This is a genomic window from Arenibacter flavimaris (genome assembly GCF_030291335.1).
Lineage (GTDB): Bacteria > Bacteroidota > Bacteroidia > Flavobacteriales > Flavobacteriaceae > Arenibacter.
The window spans coordinates 127,779-147,572 of record NZ_JASWIM010000001.1; the positions used below are offsets into that span (position 1 = coordinate 127,779).

Consider the following 19,794-nt stretch of genomic DNA (forward strand, 5'->3'; position numbering starts at 1 on the left):
ACAACCCTGGACAATATGGTGAAACATTAAAAAAAATGGAGCCGTTTATTTCATGAGTCCAGAGGACCCTAGATTCAATTGCCCATCAATCTAAGCAAAACAAAATGTCTTGGCCGATCCGGGTGCAATTCGGTTTGTTGCTTTAACAACACCACCATTCTTACAAATTACCCAAATTTAGATAGAGCAACCCTTATTGATTCCTGCTCCAATAATTCCTTAGTCCCATTAAAACCCAGCTATGCTGGATATGGACTAGCAATAATACATAGTTCCTTCATAATTAAATTCTTATAAGCTGCTAATAAAATAATTGCTAACCATACAATAAAAGCGTTTCACAACAGAATATTACACCGCTACAACATTAAATTTCCCAGCTCAGGATTAAGATTAATATTTGTTATGAATGTCAGGTTTTCAGAAAATTATCAAGAGGTTGTTCAACAATTTAAGATAAAATTTCACAAAACCTCCCATTAAAAGTAAACATTATTAATGGCGTGATAACCTAAATGATGAATACCATACCAAACCAATCTACCTGATGGGATCAAAAAATACTAAAAAATTACTGCTGGCTTATTTTTTACTATTAGGCTTCTTCTCTGCCTATTCACAGGTAAAAAATAATTTTGATGTTCGTTATGAAAATGAACTAAGAGGTGATATAACCTTTATAGCCAATAATATTGTGAACCGCCATGTTGATGGCTATAACCGAAGGGAATGGGTGAGAACAGGACGTTGGAGCGGTTACTGGAGAGATGTCTGGGTTCCTGCTATTACCACAGATGAACCCTACGATGCTACAGGAAACTCATCGGATTACAACGATGACCTGGATATGCAATACATTGATATTGACGGTGATCCTACAACTTTCAGTTCCAGTAGTGCTGTTTTAACCGTACCCAACCCCGATTGTGCCAAAGTGCGTTACGCCGGGTTATACTGGTCTGCTGTATTCAAAGAAGATGATAGAACCGGTTTTGATCAACTTAAATTCAAGATTCCCGGAGGTGCGTACCAAGACTTAACGGCAGATGAAATACTATTTGACGGGGCAGGGGATGCCGATTTCGGTTATTACAGCCCCTACGCGTGTTATAAAGACGTTACCGCAATTGTATCGGGCATGGCAAACCCCAATGGGGAATATTTTGCAGCCAACATAAGAGCCAGCTCCGGAAGCAGTATTTCCGGGGGTGTTTCCGGGGGATGGAAAATGGTCGTGGTCTATGAAGATCCAAATTTACCCGGAAAATATATCACCACCTTTGATGGATACGCAGGAATTAAATCGGGGGAAACCGTAGATATTCCTGTTAACGGTTTTACTACCCTACCCGCCCCTTTTCCCGTAATTGCACAATTGGGCGTTGCTACCTTGGAGGGAGATAACAGAATAAGTGGCGACGGACTTTCCTTTAAAGCCAACTCCAACCCTTCCTTTACCGCATTGGGAAATACGGTAAACCCTACCAATAATTTCTTTAATAGTAATATTACCAGAGCCAATGCCATAGTTACGGACAGAACGCCCAACTCTATAAATACACTGGGCTGGGATGTTGATTTTTTCAACATTAATAACCCGTTGAACGGGGTTATACCCAATAATGAAACAGGTGCCGTATTTAGAGCTAGCTCTTCACAGGATAAATACGATATCTTCTTTACTTCCTTTGATGTGGAAATTATAGAGCCCATTATTAATTTAATAAAAAGGGTTGAAGATATTGCAGGAAACGATATCACCGGTCAAGGGGTAAACCTTGGCCAAACCTTGGATTATGTCTTGGAATTTCAAAATGTAGGTAATGATAGTGCGGATAATTATACCATCAAGGACGTACTTCCAGTAAATGTTACCCTGGATGAAGGAAGTTTTACCTTACCAACAGGGGTCACTTATACCTTTGACCCATCTACTAGGACCGTATTGTTCAATATTCCTAATAACTTGGTTGAAAAAAACGACCCACAATATGCTATCCGTATGCGGGTTAAAGTAGCTGAAAACTGCTATGACTTTATTGATGCCTGTTCCGATCTTATACAAAATTTGGCTTATTCTACCTATCGTGGAGTACTGAACAGTAACCAAATAAGTGATGACCCCAGTGTAACAGACTTCGATAATTGCGGATTTGTAACCCCCGGTGCCACCAACTTCTTATTGGACGATCTTGAGGATTGCAACTTCACAAGAACTGTGCAACTATGTGGTGATCAAGTACTTTTGGATGCCGGTAATGGTTTTGACGAATACATATGGTACAAGGACGAAAATGGAAATCAAGAGTTGGATGCCTCCGATACCCTTATAACCGATGGTGATTCGGATAATGACCCAAGTACTTTTATGGTCAACGCCGTTGGTACCTATATAGTAGATAAAATTGTTGCCGATCCGTGTAAAGGGTTTAAGGAGATATTGGTAGTGGAACGCTTTGGCACCACCCAAACAAACCCTATTGTTGATTTTTTCAACAACAGTAATAATGATGCCGATCCCACCAATGATGTACAAGGTGAAATTGTGAATTGTTCCGTTGATGGAAGTCCGTTACCCAAGATATTCCTTTGCGGGGTAAACGATACACAGTTAATACAAGTCAATATTACGGATGCCCAAAGCATGGTCTGGGAACAATTAGTTGAGGGTAGCTGTACGGATGCAGGTGACGATTGTGGAAATAAAAATGCCACCTGTACCTGGAACCAGGTAGCTACTGGCTCTAGCTTCACCGCCAACGCTGCCGGAAAATTCAGATTGGTCATCAATTATCAAAATGGCTGCTTTAGTCGGTTCTATTTCAATGTCTTCCAGAACAATTTGGATGTACAATACAATGCCAATGATATTATTTGTACCACTCCGGGAAATATCACCATTACCAATCTAGGTTTGGGATATGGATATCAACTTTATGATGTTGCCAACAATACCATAGTAGTCCCTTATAGTGCCAATAACGGTCCTAGCTTCACCATTAACACCAATGGGGCTTACAGAGTAGGGATTATGCAATTGGATAACAATACAGGGGAACCCATAGATGGCTCCTGTGAATTCAGCACCCCGGACATAGGTATCAGGGATAGGGATTTCCGGGTCGATATTACTTCCACCCCCGCCAACTGTAATGACTTGGGGAATATCAATTTACAAGCATTGAACGTTGAAGCCAATTATGAGTACGAAATTCGTATCGATGATGGTTCCAATGGGGGACAAGGTACCTTGCTGGACAACGAAACCGCCCAACCGGACAATAATCATACCTTTGAAAACTTAAACCCGGGAGATTATATCATAATTACCAGAACGGATGACGGATGTTTGGATTCCCAAAATGTTACTGTAACAAAAATTCCTGACCCCTCCTTAACAGCTACAACTACGGCTAATATTGGTTGCGAAGACGGAATTATTACCTTGACCACTACCGGTGGATTTCCCAACCCTGCCTACAACTATGCTATTTGGAGCAAAAACGGAGTTCCTCTATATGCAAGTGTTGCGGCCATTCCACCATCTGCTTATCAAAATGACGCCAACTTTACCTTCAGTGTAGGGGAAGAGGGTGATTATGGATTTGTAGTTGTAGATGGCAATAACTGTATCGCCTTTTCCAACATTGCAACCATAACCATTGCTCCGTCCGTAGAATATACCACTACAATAACGGATGAGAGCTGTTTTGGAGCTGATGATGGATCCATTTCCGTGAATGTCACCAATACTAATGGGTACACCCTTTCCTATACCTTAACTTATCCGGATAATTCATTTGACATCAATCCTTCAGGGACTTTTACCGATTTAACACAAGGTGATTACAGCTTAACGATTAGTCAAACAAAAGGATCGGTTAGTTGTGACTATATTGAGGATTTTACCATAGGTGGCCCCACAGAGGGAATCTCTGGGGATGCTGTTTTAACACAGGATTATACCTGTCTTCAGGAAGGCACCATCGAAGTCCAAAATGTTACGGGAGGATCGGCGCCATATTCTTATAGTATTGACGGAGTCAATTTTGTTTCAGGTCCTGGCGCAGAAACTTTTTCCAATCTTACCAACGGGACTTATACTATTACTATAAGGGACGCAACCCTTTGTACCTTTGTTACAAATTCTGTTGTAATTGATCCGCTGGATGAGCCAACGGACCTCACCTTTACCTCAACAGCCCCAAACTGTCCAACTCAAACATCCAATGTAACGGTAACTGCGGTAAATGGAATTGATCCCCTAACCATAGAGATCATAGCCCCTTCGGCCATTGCTTCAAATTCTATAGCCGGTAAAACGGCCACCTTTAATAACCTAGCGCCCGACACCTATACCTTTAGGGTTACGGATAGCAAAGGTTGTTCCTATGATGAAACGTATACCATTTCCCCTGTTGATCCAATCCAAGTGGTAGGCACATTGGTAAATAACGTATTATGTCAAGGAAGTTCAGATGGGGCCATAGATTTTGAAATAACCGATTTTAGCACTACCTATAGCTATTCGGTCAACGGCGCCTCGGCCATTACAGGACAATCTGCCAGCACAATCAATTTAACTGGGCTATCGGCAGGTGATTACACCATTGTTATTACCGATGAGACCACGAACTGTACAGATACCAACACCATAACCATTAGTGAACCCGTTAACCCATTGTCCTTTACTTTTTCTGTGAGTCCTTTGACTTGTTCCACAGATGGTTCTGTAACAATTACCACAACCGGTGGATGGGGAGGATATTCATATGAACTTGAACAACCAGATAACAGTGTTTTAGGACCACAGGGAAGCAATGCATTCTCAGCTCTAGACCAAACGGGCACTTATACCATCAGCGTTAGCGATGCCGGTGGATGTACGATAACCGATACCTTCGATCTATTAACCCCGGCAAATCCTACTGCAACATTGGATGCCACCACCAACCTATGTTATGTTCCTGGTACGGGAGTTAGCCTTACTGCTACAGCAGCAGGTGGAATTGCACCCTATACCTACAGCCTTAACGGCGCACCTGCACAGAATGGCAATGTGTTTAACAACCTTGGCCCTGGCGCCTATTCCGTTGTGGTAAGGGATGCTTATGGATGTAATGTTACTACAAATACAGTCAATATAGAGTCGCAGCTGACAGTGTCCAATGTTATTACCAAAGAATTGGATTGTTCTGCCTCTCCTGACGCTATCATTGATATAACCATAAATGGTGGATATGCCGGCTATAGCTATCAAATAAATGGTGGAGCAAGCACGGCCATTGTAGGAAATACCATTTCCTATTCCACGGCAGTAGACGGTAGCTTCACTTTCCTAATTACCGATAACGAAGGCTGTACAGCACAAACCACTGTTGTTGTGGACCCAATTACCAATCCCGTAGCAACAAATAATATTACGGATCCAAATTGTGATAGTGCGGCCAACGGTAGTGTTGAAATTGTAATAGATCCAAACTTTGGAACCGCACCTTATCAAGTAAACTTTAATGGAGCAGGATTTAGCAATCAAACCACATACTCCGGACTTGCTTCGGGAACATATAACTATGTGGTACAGGACAGTAAAGGTTGTACATTCAACGGTAGTGCAGCCCTGACAGCACCAAATGCCATTACTGCCAATGCCGTGTTAACACAACCTTATACCTGTTTACAGACTGCCAGCATACAAGTCCAAAATATAACTGGAGGAACACCTGGATATACCTATAGTATAGACGGAATAAATTTTGTTGCAGGGGATACTTTCACAGGACTTATCGATGGCGATTATACAATTACCGTTCGTGATGCGAGTGGATGTACTTTTGCTACACTTCCTGTAAATGTACCCGCTTTAGATCCACCAACCGATATTACTTTTATTAGTACCGCGGCCAACTGTCCGTCCGAAACATCAAATGTCACTTTAACAGCGATAGGAGGGAGTGGAGCGATAACCTATGAAATCATTGCACCTGCTGCATCAGCCGCAACAAACGCAACAGGAGTATTCAACAATCTGGTTCCGGACACCTATACCTTTAGAGTTACGGATGCCAAAGGCTGCTCGTACAACGAAAGTTATACTGTTAACCCTGTTGTAAAAATAGATGCATTGGGCACCTTGACCCAGAATGTGTCCTGCCAGGGAAGTGCCGATGGCGCCATTCAATACAACGTTTCTGGATTTTCCGGGAATTATAGCTTTACTATAACAGGTCCAACGGCCATAGCCGCACAAAGTGGAATAACTACCAACCCATTGAACTTCAGTGGTCTGTTGGCCGGGGATTATACCATTACCGTTACAGACGATACCACCAATTGTACCGATACCGCAACCGTTACGGTAAATGAACCAGCAGATCCATTGGCCTTTACCTTTGAGTTGAGCCCGTTGACCTGTGCTACAGATGGATCGGTAACCATATCCGCAACAGACGGATGGGGAGGATATTCATATCAAATTGAACAACCTGATACTGTTGTTTTGGGACCACAGGGAAGCAATACTTTTAGCAGCTTAAATCAGAATGGTACTTATATTATCAGTGTTACCGACGCTGGTGGATGTACCGTTACCGATACCTTTGATATTGTTGCGCCGGCAAATCCTACAGCGACCCTGGCCGCAACTACCAACCTATGTTACATTCCCGGAACAGGGGTTAGCCTTACCGCAACTGCGGCTGGCGGAATTGCACCCTATACCTATAGCCTAAACGGCGCACCGGCACAAAATGGAAACGTATTTAACAACCTTGGCCCCGGAGCTTATTCCGTTGTAGTACTCGATGCCTATGGTTGTAACGTTACTACCAATACAATAACCGTAGAACAACAACTTAGTGTTGCAAGTAACATTACCAAGGAACTGGATTGTACCGCTTCACCTGATGCCATAATCGCTATTACCATAAATGGAGGTTACCCGGATTATAGTTATAGGGTTAAAGTTGATGCTGCGCCCTACAGTGCGCCAACAGCCTTAGGTGCTACAGTGACCAACTTTAACTACACGGCAACCACAGCAGGAACCTATGTTTTCGAAATTACCGACAGTGAAGGCTGTACTGTTCAAACAACCGATATCACTATAGAACCTACCATCAACCCACAGGCCTCCGAAACGGTGACCGATGTAAGCTGTAATGGCAGCAGTGATGGCGTAGTGGAAATTGTAGTGGATACCGATTTTGGAACGGCTCCTTACCTGATAAATTTTGATGGGGGAGGACTGAGCAGCAATACTTCCTATTCAGGACTTGCAGCAGGAACCTATTTCTATACTGTTCAGGACGCCAAAGAATGCACAGTAACCAATTCGGTTACTGTAGGAGAACCAGCAGCCATTACCTTCGATGCTGTAATCATCCAAGAATATACATGTCTACAGGATGCCAGTGTAGAGGCGCAAAATGTAATTGGCGGCACATCCCCATATACTTATAGTATTGACGGCACCAATTTTGGCACCAATAGCTTTACAGGTCTCAGAGATGGAAATTATACGCTTACAGTAAAGGATGACAATGGCTGTACCGCCACTAGGCCTATCACCATTGATCCCCTTACACCTCCCACAGACATATCGTTCAGTGCTACGGCCGCCAATTGTCCAGCGGAAACCTCCAATATCACATTAACCCCAACCGGAGGTAGTGGAACGATTACTTATGAAATCATTGCACCTGCTGCATCAGCCGCAACAAACGCAACAGGAATATTCAACAATCTGGTTCCGGACACCTATACGTTTAGAGTTACAGATGCAAAGGGATGCTCCTATGACGAAAATTACACCCTAAACCCTGTTACAAAGATAAATGTACTGGGCACCTTGACCCAGAATGTATCCTGCCAGGGAAGTGCCGATGGCGCCATTCAATACAACGTGTCTGGATTTGCCGGGAATTATAGCTTTACTGTAACAGGTCCAACGGCCATAGCGCCACAAAGTGGAATTACTACCAACCCATTGAACTTCAGTGGTCTGTTGGCCGGGGATTATACCATTACCGTTACCGATGATACCACCAATTGTACCGATACCGCAACCGTTACGGTAAATGAACCAGCAGATCCATTGGCCTTTACCTTTACGTTGAGCCCATTGACCTGTGTCACTGATGGATCGGTATCCATATCGGCAACCGATGGATGGGGAGGTTATACCTATCAAATTACTGAACCGGATACCAATGTAAAAGGCCCACAGGCCAACAACGTTTTTAACGAACTTAACCAATTGGGAACCTATACCATTAGTGTTACCGATGCAGGTGGATGTACCGTAACCGATACCTTTGATATTGTTACCCCTACCAATCCGGTAGCCAGTATTGATATTGCTGCGTCATCTTTATGCTATACCTCTACAGGCTTGGCAACTATTGTTGTTAATGCTTCAAGTGGACTGGCTCCCTATTATTACAGTTTGAACACAGGTCCTACCCAAACCTCCAATACTTTTGTGGACTTAACACCGGCCACCTATGACTTTAATGTAATTGATAGTAATGGATGTACAGACACCGTTCAGTTTACCATTGAGCCGGAACTTACGGCCAATGCCGTTTTAACCAAGGACTTGGATTGTTCCGTTAGTCCAAATGCGGAAATCAATGTAGCCGTTAACGGAGGATATCCTGGCTATACCTATGAAGCTGCCTATAACGGTGGAGCCTATGCAGCCTATGCAGGCGGATTTCCCTATACGACCCCCAATGCTGGAACCTATAGGTTTAGAGTAACCGATTCCCAAGGTTGTACTGCAGAGAGTAACATAATTACCGTTACTGCAGCAGACTTACCGGCATTTACTAGCGTTACCCCAACCCATGTTCTTTGTAATGGCGATAACACCGGGTCTTTGGATATCATTGTGGATACCAGTGTGGGCGTAGCTCCATACACAATTACTATAGTTGAAACGGGTTCAGGAACCAATTACGGTAGTCAAACAACGGGATTACCGGCAGGGGATTATGAAATAACATTGACCGATGACAATGAATGCGCTGTTACGACCACCCAAACCATAACAGAACCCACTGCCATAAATGCCAATATAAGCCATACCAATTTGTCCTGTTCAGCATCAACAAATGTACTGGGTACTATAACGGTAAATGCCAGTGGTGGTACATCGACATATATATATGAAATAAATAACAATGATTATTCCTATACGGATTCCTATGATACTTCATCGGGTACCAATGACCATACCTTCACAGGATTAAACTTTGGGGATTATACTGTTAGGGTAATAGACGATAATGGCTGTGAAAGTATTACTACCGTTACCATTACCACTGGTCCCGACGTACTTATTACAACCTCACCTACACCTGGATGTGCTCCTGGAACTGGTGAAATGTTGGTAGAAGCTGCAGCAAGTAATGGAACATTGGGTACAGGCACCTTTTATTTTGCCATATATCCTGCCACCACTTGGACAGCAGCAAACCCAGAATGGCATCTTCAGGATGGCGGAATTGGTTCTCCCCCATACACCTATAATTTTACAGGTTTAAATCCGGGTGTTACCTACACCTTTATCGTTTATGATTCGGATACAGGGTGTGAATATATACAAGAGGCTACCGCTCCTGTAACAACTAATTCTACTTTAACTTCAGTAATAGACGCAACCACTAATGTTAGTTGTTTTGGTGAAGTGGATGGGTCAGTAGACTTTACTATTAGTGGATATACTGCCACACAAGTAGATTACGAGATTTTTACCTTTGTCACCAACACCACCACTGGTATAACCGGAAGCGCCACTGGACTCTTAGGAACTCCATATCCAGATTCACTGGAAGGCTTGGTGCCAGGTGAATATTACATACTCTTTACAGAAGTAGACGGAAGCAATCCGGGATGTGTCAACGCATCGGATCCCTTTGTGATAGAACAGTCTCCAGCACTATTGGAGATAACGGCCACTTCCACGAATGATAATTGTGTACCCAATGCAGGTACCATAACCGCCAATGCACGTTACGGCAAGGCCCCATATCTGTTCCAATTGGAGTTGGCCTCGGTATCAGGCCCTGACGCTGACACATGGACAGGAACCAATACTACTGGATTTTTCAATGCCAATGCAGAAGATTATATTGTATATGTTAAGGATGCCAATGATTGTATAAAATCGGCTGCAGTAACTATTGTGGAAGATCCAACCCCGGTCATTAGTTTGAACGTGCCGGATCAATGTGCTACAACCGAAGGTAATTTTACCATAGAAGTTACCTTGGCCACTCCTGGCATACAACCGTATTTCCTAAGTTTGGATGGAGGCGCATTTCAGGCAGTGACTTTTTCTGGAGGAGCTCCAAACACATTTGACTTCACTGGATTGAGCTCAGGAAACCATACTGTAGAAATAAGGGATGCCAATGGTTGTGGCAATAGTGAAAATATAGACATCTATACCCCAACTTCTTTATCGGCCGAAATAACGGTTACCCCATCATGTAATGCCATAATGCAGGACGATGGCGAGATTAAGGTAATTGCTTATGGCGGTTCATTATTCAACTATAGGTATGAGCTTAGGGATACCTCGGACAATATTATTAGAGCAAAGCAGGTTTCGGATACTTTCAGTAACCTTGCCCCTGGAACTTATAGAATATATGTGTATGACAATGTAGCTACAGGTTGTGACGCCTTTATAGATATCACTTTGGATGTTCCAACAGCCGTTGTTGCTGCCATTGGGGAAATAAACGATATAAGTTGCCATGGTGCCAGTGATGGTTCCATAGTGGTAAACTTGGACCCTAGCATGGACAATCCGCCTTACAACTATCAATTGTGGGATGCAGCAGGTACAACTGCAATTACAGCGTTGCCACAGTCCTCAAATGTATTTACAGGATTGGATGAGGGCGATTATATTGTCCGAATCAGATCATCCTTATTCTGTAAAATTGATATTCCATTCACCATTAACGAGCCTAGTGAATTAGTGGCTAACGCAACGGCCATCGATTTTGCCTGTGCCCCGGATAATTCAGTAGCCCAATCCGTAATAACAGCAGATATTCCAACCACTGGAACTGCACCTTATACGTATAGTATAGACGGAATAAATTTCTTTTCTACCAATACATTTAACATTAGCGATACTGGTGTAGTACAAAACTTTACAGTTACCGTTAGGGATAGCAACGGATGTACCGATACAGATAACGTAACTATAAATCCACTACCTACCATCACGGATGTGTCCGTTACACAGATCACGGAAATTACCTGTAACAATGATGAGGTGGCCAGGGTGACCGTGACAGGAGGATCGGGCGACTTCAGCTTTGAGCTCTTGCCAACGGGAAGTGCCGCCGTACAGGCACCTGGTGCAGCGACCTATACGGCCGACTTCAACCTTGACGCCCCAGGGGACTATACCTTTAGGGTGACCGACAACGTGACCGGGTGTTATTTTACCACAGCTCCCTATAATATTGCTCCATACGACATTATAGAAGTGGTGGCCACGGCCGTTACCCCGGTGACCTGTTATGGGGACTCCAATGGGGAATTGCAGATCCAGGTGAACAACTATCTGGGCGATTACGATTATCAGGTATTCGAGTCTGGCGGAACCAACGTTACAGGCATTATCGGCACCGATACATCCACCAACCCTAGAACCATATCCGGATTGCCCGCAGGGAACTTCTATGTGGTACTTACCGCTACGGATACCCCCTTCTGCGATGATACCACGAACACCGTGACCATTGCATCGCCAGCAGCGGACCTGGACCTGACACTGACCAAGAATATCAACGCCAACTGTAACATCGGTGCCCAGGTGACCGTCAACGCCACTGGCGGGAACGGCGGGTATACCTATGCCTTCGTACAGGACGGGGATTCTCCCCTTGGAAACTATACCCCAAGTGCAAGTGACATACTCGATCCTGCCACCAACCTTAACTGGGACGTTTGGGTGAAGGATGCCAAGGACTGTACCTATAAGATCGATGTGGTTATAGCCGAGGATCCCATGCCCACGGTAAGCCTTCCGGCCTATGCCGACGACCAGTGTACCTCCAACGGAACATCCTATACATTTACCGCGACCGGTACAGGGGTAGCACCATTAAAATACAGCATCGGAAACGGATTCCAGAGCAGCGGCATTTTTACCGTGTCCGCTCCGGGAACCTATACCGTCACCGTTCGTGACGCCAACGGATGTACCGTTACCGATACCATTGACATACTGCCCCCACTGGCAGCAGCAGCAGTGGCCACCACTCAGCCATCATGTCCCGTGGACGACGGCGTGATCACCATCACCGCAAGCGGGGGGGCCGGGCCAGGTAACTACGAGTACGACCTATTGGACAATGGGGGGACCAGTGTTATCGGGGGAGTCCCACAGGCCTCCAACGTTTTCAATGGACTGGCGCCAGGAAACTATACCGCCGTGGTATACGATACCTCCGGATCCAATTGTGATGCACAGGTGCCCGTTGCCCTGGAAACGCCCACTCCGGTAATATTCACCTATAACAAAGAGGACGTATCCTGTAACGGGGGAGCGGACGGTTCCATCCAGATAATCCTGGACGCCTCCAACGACAACCCGCCATATACCTTTACCATCGACGACGGTACAAACCCGACAACCACACAGAACGGAAGCCTTTTCACTGGCCTGACCGCAGGTACATACGACATTACCGTTACCTCGGATAGGGGTTGCTTTACCTTACAGACCGTAACCATTGATGAACCTACTCCAGTGGACGTAACCGCTACTGCTACCACTTTTGCCTGTAATGCCAATAATCAGGCATCCCAGGCTGTGATAACCGCTGTAGGAACAGGAGGTACAGCTCCATATACCTATAGTATAAACGGGGTGAACTTCTTTACTTCAAATACATTTAATATAACCGATAACGGGTCTGATAGAACTATTACGGTTACTATTAAGGACGATAACGGATGTACAGATGTAACCACAGTGAACATTAGTGCCTTGAACAAGTTTACGGCTACCCTGACCCAGGATGCTGCAATATCATGCGCAGGACCGGAGGAAGTAACCATAACCGTAAATGACAATGGAAATGGGGCCAATATTTATAGCTATCAGTTATTACCCGTTGGTAATACCAATGCTACCCAAACAGGAACTCCAACCTATAACAGTGCCACCTTTAATTTGACCGCTGTGGGAAGTTATACCTTTAGGGTTACCGATACCACTACCGGATGTTATGTAGATACCGCCACATACACAATAGCTCCTTACGATCTAATCAAGGTGAGTGCTACAGCAAATACTCCTGTAACCTGTTTTGGAGATAATAATGGTTCCCTGCAGATAAATGTAAGCGGCTATTCAGGTCCTTATAATTATACGGTATATACCAGTACAGGTATTGCTACCACCATTACGGGATCGGCCAACACCTCGGCGAACCCATTGATAATTAATGGACTAACAGGGGGGAATTATTATGTAAGGGTAACAGAGACCAATGTTCCTATGTGTCATGAAAATTCCAATACTGTAAAAATTATTTCTCCAGATAGGGCACTGACTGCCGTTGTTGATCAAATAGCCAACGTTACCTGTTCCAATGATAAAGGTGAAATAATAGTAGACCCAAGCGGAGGTTATGGTCCGTATGATATTGTACTTACCAATACCACAACCTCACAGGTATACAATGCCACTGCTGTTAATGTGAAGGTATTCAACGACCTTTCTGCCGGGAATTACACCATACAGATTACCGATGCCAATGGTTGTATCCTAAATGATGTTGAAACCTTGGTACAACCGGCACCTATTACGGCAGATATCACACCACTATCCACAACTTTGGATTGTTACGGAGATAGTGATGGAACATTGACTGCTATAAATATAGCCGGGGGTGAAGGTATATACCAGTACCAATTAAATGTTTATGATGCCACAGGCACTAACATTGAATATACCTCTGGAGGACAATTTAGTCCAATATTCAACAACCTGAAATCCGGTATCTATACCATTACCGTATCCGATAGTTGGGGATGTGATATTGAAACCGTACAGGCCACTATAATAGATCCTACCGAAGTTTATGCCTCTTTAATAAGAACAAGTCCATTAACTTGCTTAAACGACGCAGAATTGTTGTTAACGGCCTATGGAGGAACAGGTCCTTATGAATATAGCTTGGACGGAAATAACTATTTCCCAATGAGCGGCGGAAATACCCATACCTTCACCGTAGCAGCAGGTAGCTACCGTTATTTTGTAAGGGACTCCTTTGGATGTAAATCCATACTTTCAAATGAAATCAAAGAAGATCCTATAGTGCCTTTAACCGTTACTATGGATACCTCCGCAGCAGTTATTAACTGTAGCGGTGACAATACCGCTATATTGATTGCAAAGGCAGATGGTGGATTGGGTAATTATCGTTATGAACTGTTCACGGATGCTGCTTTGACCAATAGTATTGCAGGACCACAAACAAGCCGTCAATTTAGTAACCTTACGGTAGGCAGTTATTGGGTTAGGGTTACTAGTGATGACTGTGTTGTGGTATCCAACGAAAATAGAATAACGGAACCGACCCCGCTGGTGGTGGACGATTCCTTTATGGATGTCACCTGTAACGGGGCCAATGACGGTAGTATAACCGTTTCCTTAAGTGGTGGTTCTGGTGGATATCAATATGCCATTTCACCCAACTTGGACAAATTTGATACGGTAAATACATTTACCGATCTGGCTCCAGGAAACTATACCGTTATTGCCCAGGATATAAATGGATGTTTTGAGCAATTGAGATATACGATAACAGAACCTGCCATTATAACTGCAGTGCCTACTACCACACCCGAAATATGTATAGGTAGTGAGGATGGAACTATTTCCTTAAGTATTTCCGGAGGAACCGCACCCTATAGTACTAGTATAAACTCTACTACAGATAGCGATTTTGTCATGGACAGAACCATGTTTACCAATTTGGCTGCCGGAACTTATGCCATCTTCGTTAAGGATGCACAGGGATGTATGATCAACATGGCTGTAACCATTGATCCCGGAGTAAACTTAAATGCTACCGCTACACCAATATATGAATGTACGGGTAACACCCCCAACAATTTCATTGATCTGGTACTTGAAGATCCAACGGTTGCCCCGGATGTAATGTATGCATTGGACTCCACCGATCCCAATGACATGGTCTTGGAACCCAATTTTACCAATATTGCACCTGGAAACCATTATATTTCAATAGCACATGCCAATGGTTGTGTACTGACCATAGATTTTGAAATAGAGAACTTTGAACCCTTGGTTCTTACCCTGGACCCCGGGAACATAAACGAAATTACAGCTGTTGCCACTGGTGGACAACAGGAGTACACCTTCTATTTTAATGATAAGGACAATGGTACGGATAATACCCATTACATAACCGAAACAAAAACCCACATCGTAAGGGTAGTGGACCAGAATGGCTGTGAGGCCATCGCAGAAATCTTTATGGAATTCATTGATATTGAAATCCCAAATTTCTTCACCCCTGATGGTGATGGACAAAATGATTTCTGGAGCCCTAAAAATCAAGAAGGCTTCCCAAAAATACTAACCATAATATTTGACCGTTATGGTAGGGAGGTTTACAGAATGGGTCTCAATGACCAAGGATGGGATGGACTATACCATAATACCGAACTTCCAACCGGAGATTACTGGTATGTCATAAAACTCAAAGGAGAAGAGGATGATAGGGAATTTGTTGGACATTTTACATTATATCGATAAAAAACTTAACCATAAATACAATGCGCAGTAAACTATTAACTTTTGTGTTGTTTTTAAGTACCTTGATCACTAGTGCCCAAGAACTTAATTCACCCCAGCTTTCACAATATTTGGCAGACAATCCTTTTGTATTATCCCCAACATATGCGGGTATTGGTGATCATGTAAAAATTAGGTTGAACGGACTTGCCCAATGGGTTGGAATTAAGGATGCACCTAGAACCCAATCCTTGGCTGCCGATATGAGGTTAGGGGAAAAATCGGGAATAGGATTGTTTTTATACAACGATTCCAACGGATATACAAAGCAACAAGGTGCACGAATATCCTTTGCCCACCATTTAACTTTAGATCGCTATGAGGACGAATTTTTATCATTTGGTATCTCCTATAATTTCAATCAATTTAGACTGGACGTAGAAGAATTTATAGATGCCGGTTTTGATCCAGGTGTAACCGATGATAGATCAACCTCCAACCATAACTTCGACGTAGGTCTTTTATACAGAAAAAATTCCTTTTATTTCAGTGTAAATGCCTCCAACGTCATCAATAAGGATGTTTATATTTTCGATCCCATCTTTGAACCCAACAAACTTAGAAACTTCTATGCCTATACTGGATACCGATATAAGAAATCCAGAAATAGCAATATGGAAATAGAACCCTCCCTTTTGTACAAAATATTTGAAAGTGACGGTAGATCGGAAGCCGATTTAAATCTAAAATTTAGATGGTATGATTTTGAGGATTACTATTATGCTGGTGTTACCTACCGTTTTTTAAACGATCAAATAGGACGGCCATTATACATTGCTCCTTTGGCCGGTCTTAAAAAAAGTAATTTCTATTTCGGATATTCCTATCAGATCATTCTTAATGAAATATTGGGCTATAGTACCGGTACCCACGTAGTAACCATTGGGGTAGACCTATTTCAGGGTATCAGTAATTGTAGATGTACCTATTAACCAAATGTCTTAGTACAGGCGACTTGAACGCTAAATTATTTGTAAAATCCATTCTTTTAAGCTTGGATTGATTTAATTTTGTACAAATTATTGATGTGTTGGGAAAAATAAGGGTACGCAATATTAAAATTTATGCCAATCATGGTTGTCTTAAGGAAGAGACTCTTATTGGAAGCGATTACCTAGTAAATGTGGAAGTGGATGCCGATTTAAAAAAAGCATCACAAACCGATGAATTATCGGAAACGGTTGACTACGTACATATAAATTCTATAGTAAAGGAAGAAATGTCTATTCCTTCCAAACTATTGGAACATGTGGCACAGCGAATTCTAAATAGAATATTTGTAGAAATTTCCATCGCTAAAAAAGTGAAAGTTGCTGTCTCAAAAATAAATCCACCTATTGGTGGTGATGTCCAAGAAGTGACCATAATACTTAAATCCAAAAGATAAAACTTTTAGTTTTTGTAAGATAAAAAAAGTATTACCTTTGCACAGCAAATAGGCATTGTGGCCGAGTGGCTAGGCAGAGCTCTGCAAAAGCTTGTACAGCGGTTCGAATCCGCTCGATGCCTCCAAAACCTTCATCTTAACAGATGAAGGTTTTTTCTTTTACCAATACGCAAATTGATGTTAATAGGGATCAGGAACAATTGTTGTGTTTAGGCAAATATTCTTTTGGAAAAAAATAGCTACATAAAAGGTATTAAACCTAGATCCCGCCGAAAAGGACGGGGTTAGTTCAACTTGCAATTTTAATTGTGTCTTATCGACTTCTCAAAATTGAGTTTCACTAATAAAGACACTGCATTTTGGCTTCGTTTTCCGCAAGGGATCCCGGAGCGTATTGTGCCGTCCATGAAAGGTAAAAAGTGGCTTGAAAAGGAGCTATTTTTGCGCGCCAAAAAGGGGTGGATCCAGCCTGTTTTCCCCTATTTTCATATACGGCCTAACTATGGACTATCTATGGAGTATCTATGGAGTATCTATGGAGTATCTATGGCTTATCCCCGGACATGACCCGTCCTAAAATAGCTATACATGTTATTCATGAATGCTACGTATTTGGGCGATACAAAAAATGAACAGAAAAGGAATTTGGAATAGAAAATTCTATCTTATTTCTATTCACACACAACTTTTGAGATTGATCCGTTAATAGCTCCCGCTAACTTATAACGTTATAACGAACAGAATTTCCCATAATTATAAAGCATAAATCCACCAATATCACTGGATCCTGTGGCCTAAATTGTTTTGAATAATGCCTTAGGAAATTTTAATTCCTATATATGGCATATGTTTTTATACCCCAAAACGGGATTATATACCCAAGCTTTCCTTGCAATTTAAGGTAGTATTATCATCTTAAGGATGTCAGTATAAAAATTTGTGGTGAAAGAGACTAAACAGAGTATCAATACTTTGGGTTAGTTAAACCATACCAAGAAATAATAAGCTCACCAATAATTGTCCATATATAATTTTCATAACCATTATTAATGCATTATTTGATCATATACGAATAGGCCGGGTTATTGAGAAACATTTATATTACAAGCCCTGGTTCCTCAATACTTTTGTTTAACTACTTTATAAGTTCTATTCCTTTTTCAATATTCAATTGATCTTTAGGGAGAAAACCTTTTATAATCAGAACAATGCCACAAATAACCAGGACAATGCCAATTCCTTTTTTTACTAGAAGAATTCTTCTTTTGGTCAACTTTCTGCGCAATTGTTTGGCCAATAAAATTTTAAAGATATCCGTAACAAAATAGGCCCCTATCATAGCGGAAAAGAAAATTATTATTCTATTGGGATCATTATCCAAGCTAGGCCCAACTACAATTATAATACCCAACCAAAATACCAAAACACCAATATTTATAAAATTTAGCAAGAATCCCTTGATGCACAAACTAAAATAATCTCCCTTGGTAATCCTTATTTCATTTTCCTGTTTAACAGACTCTTTCTTAAATACATTGCTAAGCCCATAAACCAATAGAATGGTCCCACCAAAAACATAAAGTCCAGGATGATTACTAAGATTTTCCAACAATTGAAAACTACTAAAATAGGCTAAGGAAATAAAAACAACATCGGCAACAATTACACCCACATCAAAACAAAGTGCAGCTCTAAACCCTTTAAGGGCACTAGTTTCAAGAAGTACGAAAAAAACAGGCCCTATCATAAAGCTCAATAATAAGCCCAATGGAATCGCTGCCTGAATATCTTCGATCATAAAACTTTATAACTTACATTCTGGTAATCTTTCCTCCAAAAACCGTTTTCTCTTCCATTTTTGCTGGATTTCCATACACCATAACTTCACCACCGGCCTTTACGGCAGCCTTTACATAATCACTTGCAAATACTTCTGCCCTTGAACCGGCATTTACATTAATAGTACTAAATTTAGTTTTGAAATCCTTACCCTTATAAACACCTCCTGTATTTATTTGAACATCTTGAATGTTGGAAGATCCCGAAGCAGAAATAATACCTCCAGTTACACTTTTTATAAGCATTTGATCTACTTGGGCACTGATAATCAACTCTCCACCTTCCTGAGCCTTCAATTCCAATATGTCTTGCTTAATAGGCTCCTTAGACGAAATCCTGGCGTCTTCGTTCGTATCAATAACAACAAGTTTTTCCGTATAATGGATATCTACAAAGGTTCTATAGCCACTAAATAGTTTAGTTACTTCCATTCTAATCTTAAGAACACCGTCATTGTTTACAATAGCAACATTGTTAGTATTGGCACCAGTTATTACGGCCTTGTTAACATCGGATTTTATAAGGTTCACGGACAATCCATCAAAAGCCTTGACTTCTTTGAACGGCTGTAAATTTTGAGTTACCTTTTCGTTTTGCGACCTTAGTGATTGGGTAGCAACCAATAACAAAAGTACTACTATTAATTTCTGATCCATTATCTTAGAGCTATAGTTTTTTGACCAATTATTATTAACCAAAAAACATT

The 19,794-nt window shown here is 42.1% G+C and carries 5 protein-coding genes and 1 tRNA gene; 4 read left to right on the forward strand and 2 right to left on the reverse strand.

The genetic code is table 11. The annotated features are described in order from the left end of the window. The first annotated feature begins 547 nt into the window (after window positions 1-547). From QSE00_RS00555 to QSE00_RS00570, 4 genes are all read left to right on the forward strand, one after another. Window positions 548-15,823 (forward strand): T9SS type B sorting domain-containing protein, encoded by a 15,276-nt coding sequence (locus tag QSE00_RS00555; RefSeq protein ID WP_286104488.1) that lies wholly within the window; start codon window positions 548-550, stop codon window positions 15,821-15,823. A 20-nt stretch (window positions 15,824-15,843) separates the two neighbouring features. Beyond that, complete coding sequence (locus tag QSE00_RS00560; RefSeq protein WP_110356267.1) at window positions 15,844-16,794, forward strand: PorP/SprF family type IX secretion system membrane protein; 951 nt, start codon at window positions 15,844-15,846, stop codon at window positions 16,792-16,794. 98 nt (window positions 16,795-16,892) lie between these two features. Further along, window positions 16,893-17,249: a dihydroneopterin aldolase gene (gene folB / locus QSE00_RS00565; RefSeq protein WP_110356312.1), complete on the forward strand. Its 357-nt coding sequence runs from the start codon at window positions 16,893-16,895 to the stop codon at window positions 17,247-17,249. Window positions 17,250-17,300: 51 nt separating this feature from the next. Beyond that, window positions 17,301-17,374, forward strand: a tRNA-Cys gene (locus QSE00_RS00570). Between the two features lie 1,010 nt (window positions 17,375-18,384). Here QSE00_RS00570 and QSE00_RS00575 read toward each other — a convergent pair. Together QSE00_RS00575 and QSE00_RS00580 are read right to left on the reverse strand one after the other, a co-directional pair. Continuing rightward, window positions 18,385-19,047 (reverse strand): LysE family translocator, encoded by a 663-nt coding sequence (locus tag QSE00_RS00575; protein ID WP_110356268.1) that lies wholly within the window; start codon window positions 19,045-19,047, stop codon window positions 18,385-18,387. Window positions 19,048-19,060: 13 nt separating this feature from the next. Beyond that, the gene (locus QSE00_RS00580; RefSeq protein WP_110356313.1) at window positions 19,061-19,744 is read right to left on the reverse strand and encodes a head GIN domain-containing protein; all 684 of its coding nucleotides are present in this window, start codon (window positions 19,742-19,744) and stop codon (window positions 19,061-19,063) included. Window positions 19,745-19,794 lie beyond the last annotated feature (50 nt).